This window comes from Kitasatospora griseola (assembly GCF_014648555.1).
In the GTDB taxonomy this organism is placed as follows: Bacteria; Actinomycetota; Actinomycetes; order Streptomycetales; family Streptomycetaceae; genus Kitasatospora; species Kitasatospora griseola.
Genome location: NZ_BMRI01000070.1, coordinates 4,173 through 10,785, shown reverse-complemented (window position 1 = coordinate 10,785; position 6,613 = coordinate 4,173). Strand labels below are relative to the sequence as shown.

Below are 6,613 nucleotides of genomic sequence, written 5' to 3'. Positions count from 1 at the left end.
CTCGGCGTGGCTGTCGGCGTCCCGCAGGGCGAAGAGCGACTAGCTACCTAGATCACGAAGTCGCACTGGAGTACTAGCCCGCCACCCGAACATCGCCGCCGCAGCCGCGCCGACCGCCGCGGTGCCGGCCGCCGCGCCCGCTCCTGCTGCTGCTTCCCGCCGCGCTGCTCCCGCCCGTCCCGCCGCTGCGGCCCGGCGCGGTCGACCCGCTGTGAAGAAGGTGTCGGCGGCGCCGGCGGTGTCCGACTGGGAGGCGGCCGCGGCCGCCAGGTTCCCGGGCGGGCCGCTGGCGGTGGTGGACGCCGCGCCGGACGGCAAGACGCTGACGGCGTACCTCGCGGACGGCAGGCCGGCGCCGACCGCCCCGGGCACCCGGACGGTGGTCGGCGTGGTGGAGTGGGCGCTCGGCGCGGGCCTCGGCTCCGCACGGCTGCACCGGTTCGGCAAGGACGGCGACCCGCTGGTCGTCCTCACCGACGCCGCCCTCGCCGCGATCGGCCTGCCCCCGATGAGCAACGAGGAGCGGCACGAGAAGACGCACTACGTGCCGCGCACGGGCGCCCTCCACCCTTCCCACCGCGCGGTGAAGGCGCTCGGGAAGGCCGGCTGGGAGCTCACCAAGCGCGGCTTCGGCCCCTGGGCGCGGATCTTCCGCCGCCCCGAGGACGGCAGCCGCGAGTGCGTGCAGCTGTGCATCCCGGCCTGGCGGGCGCTGTCGAGCGACGGCTGGTCCCTCCCGGCGGACCTGAGCGCCCCTCAGCTCGCCGCTCTGCTGGGCACCTACGCCTCCCGGGTCATCACCCCGCGCGGCACCACCTCCGTCTCGGGCCTGGAACTGGTGACCGCGCTGCGCCCGCCGACGAGGGCGCAGCGCACCGAGGCCGGGTACGTCTCCGGGCCGGTGGAGGGCTCGCGGCCGGCGAAGGGGTTCGATCCAGCGCCGCCGGAGGTGCCGGACATGCACCCGCTCGCGCAGGGCCGCCAGGCGGGCGAGGAGCTGGTGACGGAGGCGTGGAACTGGCACCGCCCGCTCACCCCGGGCGAGGAGCAGATGCCGTTCGCGGTCGGCCTGGACGTGAACACCGCGTTCCTCGCGGCCGCGGCCCGGTTGAACCTGCCGCTGTGCGGGCCCGTCCTCGAGGAGCGGCCGGCCTTCGACAGGCGGATCCCGGGCAGCTGGTACGCCGACGTGTCAGGCCTGCAGCTGGATCCGCTGCTGCCGAACCCGTTCACCCAGGACGGCTCCGCGCCGCAGGGCCCGGCCTGGTACTCCACCGCGAAGCTCGCCTACGCGGTCGAGCTCGGCGCCGACATTCGCCCCGAGCGGGCCTGGCTGCGCACCGAGTCCGGCCCGTACCTGGACCCGTGGCACAAGCGGCTGCGCCAGGCGTACCTGGACACGATGGCCGACCTCGGCGTGAGCGGCGACCTGGCCGAGACGGACCCGGTCGCGTTCCTGGACGCGATGGCCGGCCTCAAGCAGGGCGATGAGGCGCTGCTCGCGCTGCTCGGCGCGATCAAGCAGACCGCGAAGGGCACCGTCGGCAAGTTCCGCGAGAAGGCCCGCGGCGTCGGCTACCGGCCCGGCGAGCGCTGGCCGGCGCTGGAGCGCGGCACCTGGGACCCGCTGATCCGCGTCCTGGTCGTCGACACCGCCACCGTCAACCTGCACCGCAAGCTCCGCCGCCTGCAGGCCGAGCTCGGCACCGCGCCGATCGCCGTGCTGTCCGACTGCGCAGTGTTCCCCGCCACCGGCCCCACCGCCCTCGACGTCCTGACCCGCCCGGACGGCGCCCTCACCACCGCCCTGCGCCTGGGCGTCAGCCCGGGGCATGTGAAGTTCGAGGGCGCCACGCCCATGTCCCAGGTCCAGCAGTGGCTGGCCGACGGAGCGAACCCGGCGAGCCTGATCAAGGCCGCCGACCGCGACCGCGAGGAGTAGCACCCGCCCGGCCCGCCGCCTTGTCGCGGCGGGCCGGCCCCGATGGCGCACCCGCCACCACCACCGACCGCACCCGCCAGGAAGGAACACCCCCGTGGGGGAGATCGAGCAGGGCCTGGAGCGCGCCGAACGCACCCGCCCGATTCCGCAGTCCGCACCCGCCCGCGTGCGCCACCTGCTCAAGCGCGCCAAGGGCTCCACCCGCGCCGTCGCCCAGGAGCTGGGGGTGAGTCAGCGCACCGTGCAGCGCTGGCTCAAGGGCACCGCCACACCCAAGCCGGCCGCCGCGAAGACCATCGAGGCCAAGGTCCGCGCGACCTGGCAGCCCCGCGTGCAGAAGCGCGTGCGCCGCCAGGCCGAGCAGCAGGGTTTCACCCTGCACGTCCAGGCCCGCTTCGGGTACACCGCGGCGGCCGGCTCCACCGACGACCCGCGCGAGCGCCACATCACCCAGTACCTGCCCGGCACGGTCGCCCAGCGCCTCTACGCCGCCCGCGACGCCGGTGCCGGCGAGCGCGAGCAGGAACGGATCCTCGCCGAGGCCCTCCAGGAGCACTACTTCAAGGACAACGGCCACCGCGCCGCCGGGCTGTCCGCTGAGTTCACCGACATCGCCTGGGCCACCATCGAACCCTACTGACCGTCGGGAAGCCTGACATGGACACCGCCGGCCCCGAGCCCGGCGAGCAGCCCCGGGCCCTGTCGTTGCCCACCTGACGGACCGTCGGTAGGGCGGTGTCCTCCTTCGGGCGTACCCGGGCCGGACGGCTCGTCCTCCGAGCTGACGATCACTGCGGTGCCCGTCGGCCAGCATGGGGGCTGACGAGCGGGCGGGGCGGCCGTTCATGAGTGAGGGGGACGGACAGTGCGGCGAGGAACGATGTTGGTCGGCGCTTTCCTCGTTCTCGGCGCCGCCCTCGGCGTCCCGGCGGCCTGCGACGTCGGGAGCACTGCGTCCGGCAAACAGGCCGAGTACGAAGCCCAGACCACCGGGCTGCGCACCGAGCTGGCGCCGATGGCGCGGCGGTTCCACCGCTTCGGTGAGCTGGAGAGCGCGCAGTGGGTGACACACACGCCCTGCGCCCATCCCCGGTCACTGCCGAACCAGGACCAGCCGTACGTGGTGTACGCGGTGCTGCACCTGAAGCCCGGTCAGGTCAAGCGCCTGCTCGACGGCCGGCGCAGCGACCCGGTGGCCACCGCCCCCACCTTCGCCGCCGACGACCTGCCGGCCGACGGCCTGAAGGCGTCCTACGGCATGCCGGGCCGTCTGCCCGCCTCGCTCGCGCCGTACGTGCCGACCAACGCCGCCTGGGTGGTCGCCCCGGAGCTCAACAAGGTGCTGGTGAAGGCGTGGGACGAGGCGGTGGTGTGGTTCGATCCGGCGAGCGACACCGCCATGGTCTTCTCCGTCAACCCCGACGACCCGGACGAGGTGGAGAAGAAGGTGGACACCGAGGGCCCGAGCCCCTTCGTCACCCCGTCGCCGTGATCGGCGGCACTCGGACCGTGATCACCGTCTGGGTGCCCGCGCCCGCACGTCCCCGGGCGGTGCCGCGCGGTCCGACCCGCAGCCGCTCCGATCGGCAGCACCTGCAGCTCCACGTCGTTCAACGCGCCGTTCGGCACGGCGCCGGGACCGCCGAGCCGCCCGCTCACCGCTCCTGTCGCCGAGGAGGACTGATGGGCCGGCGCACCGACACCGAGCAGGCGACGGCCGAGGCGCGGGCGGCCAGCAAACGGTGACCGGGCGACGTCAGCGTTCACAGTGTCCTCGGCGGGCGGTCAGACTGGGGTTATGACCGCCCGCCGCCGGCTTGGGCCCGGTTACCTCAGAGATCGCCGGGGTGCCGACCGCCGAGCTCGCCGATCAGGCCGCCCGCTCCGCGTACGTTGCCGCGCTGCTGGCCCTCCGCTCCACCGGTGACACCCAGCGGGCGGACTACTTGGCGGAGTCGGCCGCGCTCGCCCGCGCCGCCGAAGTCCTCGCGCTCGCCGCCCGCGGCGCGCCGGTACCCGACACGAGCTGACACGACACCACCTGCCGGCCCTGCCGGAGCGGGAGCCGGCTCCCCGTCAGCGCCCGTTCCACCTTCGAGCGAGCCGCCGTGCCCGGTGGCGCGGGGGTTCGTCGGTCGTCGTGTGACCCGCCGCAGCGGTGATCGGCGGCACCCAGACCGTGATCACCGTCTGATGCCCGTCCGCCCGACCCGGGCGACACCCGCCCGTTTCGACGGAGGCGCCCGCGGGCCCGGGCCCCACCCCGTTCGGGAGCACTGCTCACCACGGCGTCCGGCCCCGACGTGGGGGACCGGGTCGCCCGAGCGGCCGCACATGTCGCCGATAAACGCTTTCCGAGCCGTACACCGGTACCGCGGAAAGAATTTCTTTCGGGTCGGAATAGTTATTTCCCGGCACTGAGCGGAGCGCGTGCGGGAAAATTTCGAGAAATTAGTTGACGAGAGGACTGACATGGTCGACATCGGCGCCGCCGTCGAGGAGCGGGCCCCGGCCGATCCGGGTCTGCTGGCCCTGTGGCTGCTGCACGCCTGCGCCCTGGACGCGGCCGCCCAGCATGCGGCCAGCCTCGCCGTTCCCGACGCCGCCGTGCTCGAGACCGAGTCCGAGTGGACACTGCTCAACCAGGTGTTCGACCAGCTCACCACTGTGCTCGACGGCTGGGACCAGCGCGGCGTGCTCGCGGTGGAGTCGACGCTCGCCGCGACCGCGCTGGCGATGGCGTACACGGCGCAGGAACTCCGCCGCCACGACGGCGACCACGCCCGGCTGCGGGCATGGCTCGTGGAAGCCGGCGACCAGGTCGCCCACGCCCAGAACCACACGCACCCCGCCGGCCCCACCGCCATCGAGATCCTCGACACCGTCGCCGACGAGGCCACCCGGAATCCGCCCGAGGCGATCGACAGCGCCACCCTGAAGCACCTGGGCACGACACTGCTCGCCTACCTGCGCCCCGGCCACAAGGTGGAGGACGCCCGGACGCTGCTCCTGACCCTGGCCGTCTGGGCCCGGCTCCGGCCTCGCCCAGCTCATGGAATGGAGCATCGCTCGGATCGGCGAATACCTCTTCGACGACCGCACCGAGACCTGACCCGCCCGCATCTCCACCCGCCAGCAGCACAGAACCAAGGCCCGCCCCGGAAGTCCCGGGGCGGGCCTTTCGTATGTCCGCTGACACGAAGGAGGACCCGTCGTGCCCACCGTCCATACTGTCCGGCCGCCCTGCCGCCGGCTCATCGACGTCGGCGGCTGGCCCGGACTGAGCGCCCACGCCGGGCTCGGCCCGCACGGTGCCAGGGTGATCGAGGGCTTCCGCGACCACCACGTTCCTGGCGCGGTTGTTTTTGAGCCGGGGACCGATCCCGAGCAGGGGCGCTGACGCGTCCCGGGCAGGCCTGCACGGTTATGACGGGGAGAGGGGCGCGGGTGAGATCGCGCCTGGTCACAGCGGCTTTACGCACAGGACCCAAATCGGTTCGCTGTAGGACCGCAGCCACTCGGTGGTGTCGTTGACGACGGCGCCCGGTACGTGGTCGCAGGCGTGGACGTCGTGGGTGGTGTTGATCCGCTCGACGACGGTGTAGTGCTTGTTGCCGGGTGCCAGGAAGGGGAGGCTGCAGGGTTCGGTCCGCGCCCGGCCGTCCAGGCTCGTCTGGTACTTGTTCCCTATGGTGTCGAGCCAGAAGCAGTCGCCGGCCTGCGCGTGCTTCACGTCGCTGCCCACGAGGACGCTGTAGATCCCGATGTACGCGAATCCTGCGGGTATCGCAAGGATTATGGCCATGACGATGACCGCGCTTGCTCTCCGCCTCAGCGCGCCGAGTCTCCCGGAGGGAGCGGGGGTGTTCTTCTGGGCGAGTACGGCCCGCAGTTCGTCGGCCAGCGCATCCGCGTCCGGATGGCGCCTGCCCGGGTCCTTGCTCAAGAGTCTCGCCACGAGGGCGTCCCAGCCCTGAGGGATGCCCGGCTTCACGGAGCTGGGAGCGGGAGGTTCCTCCGTCAGATGCGCTGTCAGGTAGCCGAGGGCGTCCGGGGCTTCGAACGGGGGCCGGCCCGTGAGCATCTCGAACAGGACACATCCCAGGGAGTAGAGGTCGCTTCGGGGCCCGGCCGCGTCCCGGATCTGCTCCGGCGCCATGTAGGGAGGGGAGCCGACGACGAAGCCGGTCTGGGTGAGGCGCTCCGCGGTGGTCTCCAGATGGGTGGTCCGGGCGATGCCGAAGTCGAGGACCTTCACGTCGCCGGCGGCGGTGACCATGATGTTGGCGGGCTTGATGTCCCGGTGCGTGATGCCTGCCGCGTGTGCCTCGGCGAGTGCCGAGCAGATCTGCTCGCCCCACCGCACCACGTCCTGCGAGGCGATCGGGCCTTTCCGCAGCAGCGAGTCCAGGCCCTCGCCGGCGACCAACTCCATCACCAGGAAGGGGACAGGGCCGTTCTCCGTGCCGGCCTCCCCGAGGTCGTGGAGCGTGACGACATGGGGGTGCTGAAGCTGCGCGGTGGTGCGGGCCTCCCGGAGGAGCCTCCTGCGCTCCTCCGTCGCGCGGGTGCCGTCGCCGGCAAGTGCGGTGACCAGCTTGATGGCGACCGTCCGCTTCAGCCTGGTGTCGTGTGCCTTCCACACCTGGCCCATGCCGCCCTGGCCCACCC

6 protein-coding genes are annotated in these 6,613 nt (G+C 72.9%); 5 read left to right on the top strand and 1 reads right to left on the bottom strand.

Annotated elements, in window-relative coordinates; genetic code table 11:
- The first annotated feature begins 91 nt into the window (after positions 1–91).
- The 5 genes from tap to IEZ12_RS36605 all read left to right on the top strand — a co-directional run bounded on the left by tap (position 92) and on the right by IEZ12_RS36605 (position 5,311).
- Entirely contained in the window at positions 92–1,942 is a 1,851-nt protein-coding gene (gene tap / locus IEZ12_RS36625) for a telomere-associated protein Tap (RefSeq protein WP_444542904.1), read from the top strand.
- 94 nt (positions 1,943–2,036) lie between these two features.
- The gene (gene tpg / locus IEZ12_RS36620) at positions 2,037–2,582 is read left to right on the top strand and encodes a telomere-protecting terminal protein Tpg (protein ID WP_189278645.1); all 546 of its coding nucleotides are present in this window, start codon (positions 2,037–2,039) and stop codon (positions 2,580–2,582) included.
- Positions 2,583–2,822: 240 nt separating this feature from the next.
- Positions 2,823–3,434, top strand: coding sequence for a hypothetical protein (locus tag IEZ12_RS36615; protein ID WP_189278643.1), 612 nt, complete (start codon positions 2,823–2,825; stop codon positions 3,432–3,434).
- 355 nt (positions 3,435–3,789) lie between these two features.
- A complete protein-coding gene (locus IEZ12_RS36610) occupies positions 3,790–3,972 on the top strand; it encodes a hypothetical protein (RefSeq protein WP_189278641.1) in 183 nt (60 codons plus the stop codon).
- A 442-nt stretch (positions 3,973–4,414) separates the two neighbouring features.
- Complete coding sequence (locus IEZ12_RS36605) at positions 4,415–5,311, top strand: hypothetical protein (RefSeq protein ID WP_189278639.1); 897 nt, start codon at positions 4,415–4,417, stop codon at positions 5,309–5,311.
- A gap of 94 nt (positions 5,312–5,405) precedes the next feature.
- Here the strand turns inward: IEZ12_RS36605 and IEZ12_RS36600 are convergent, their stop codons facing one another.
- Positions 5,406–6,611 (bottom strand): serine/threonine-protein kinase, encoded by a 1,206-nt coding sequence (locus IEZ12_RS36600; protein WP_229848685.1) that lies wholly within the window; start codon positions 6,609–6,611, stop codon positions 5,406–5,408.
- Between the last annotated feature and the right edge of the window lie 2 nt (positions 6,612–6,613).

Excerpts from the sequence above, each read along its gene's own strand:
- IEZ12_RS36615 (WP_189278643.1), top strand. The coding sequence starts at position 2,823 with ATGTTGGTCGGCGCTTTCCTCGTTCTCGGCGCCGCCCTCGGCGTCCCG.
- IEZ12_RS36605 (WP_189278639.1), top strand. The coding sequence starts at position 4,415 with ATGGTCGACATCGGCGCCGCCGTCGAGGAGCGGGCCCCGGCCGATCCG.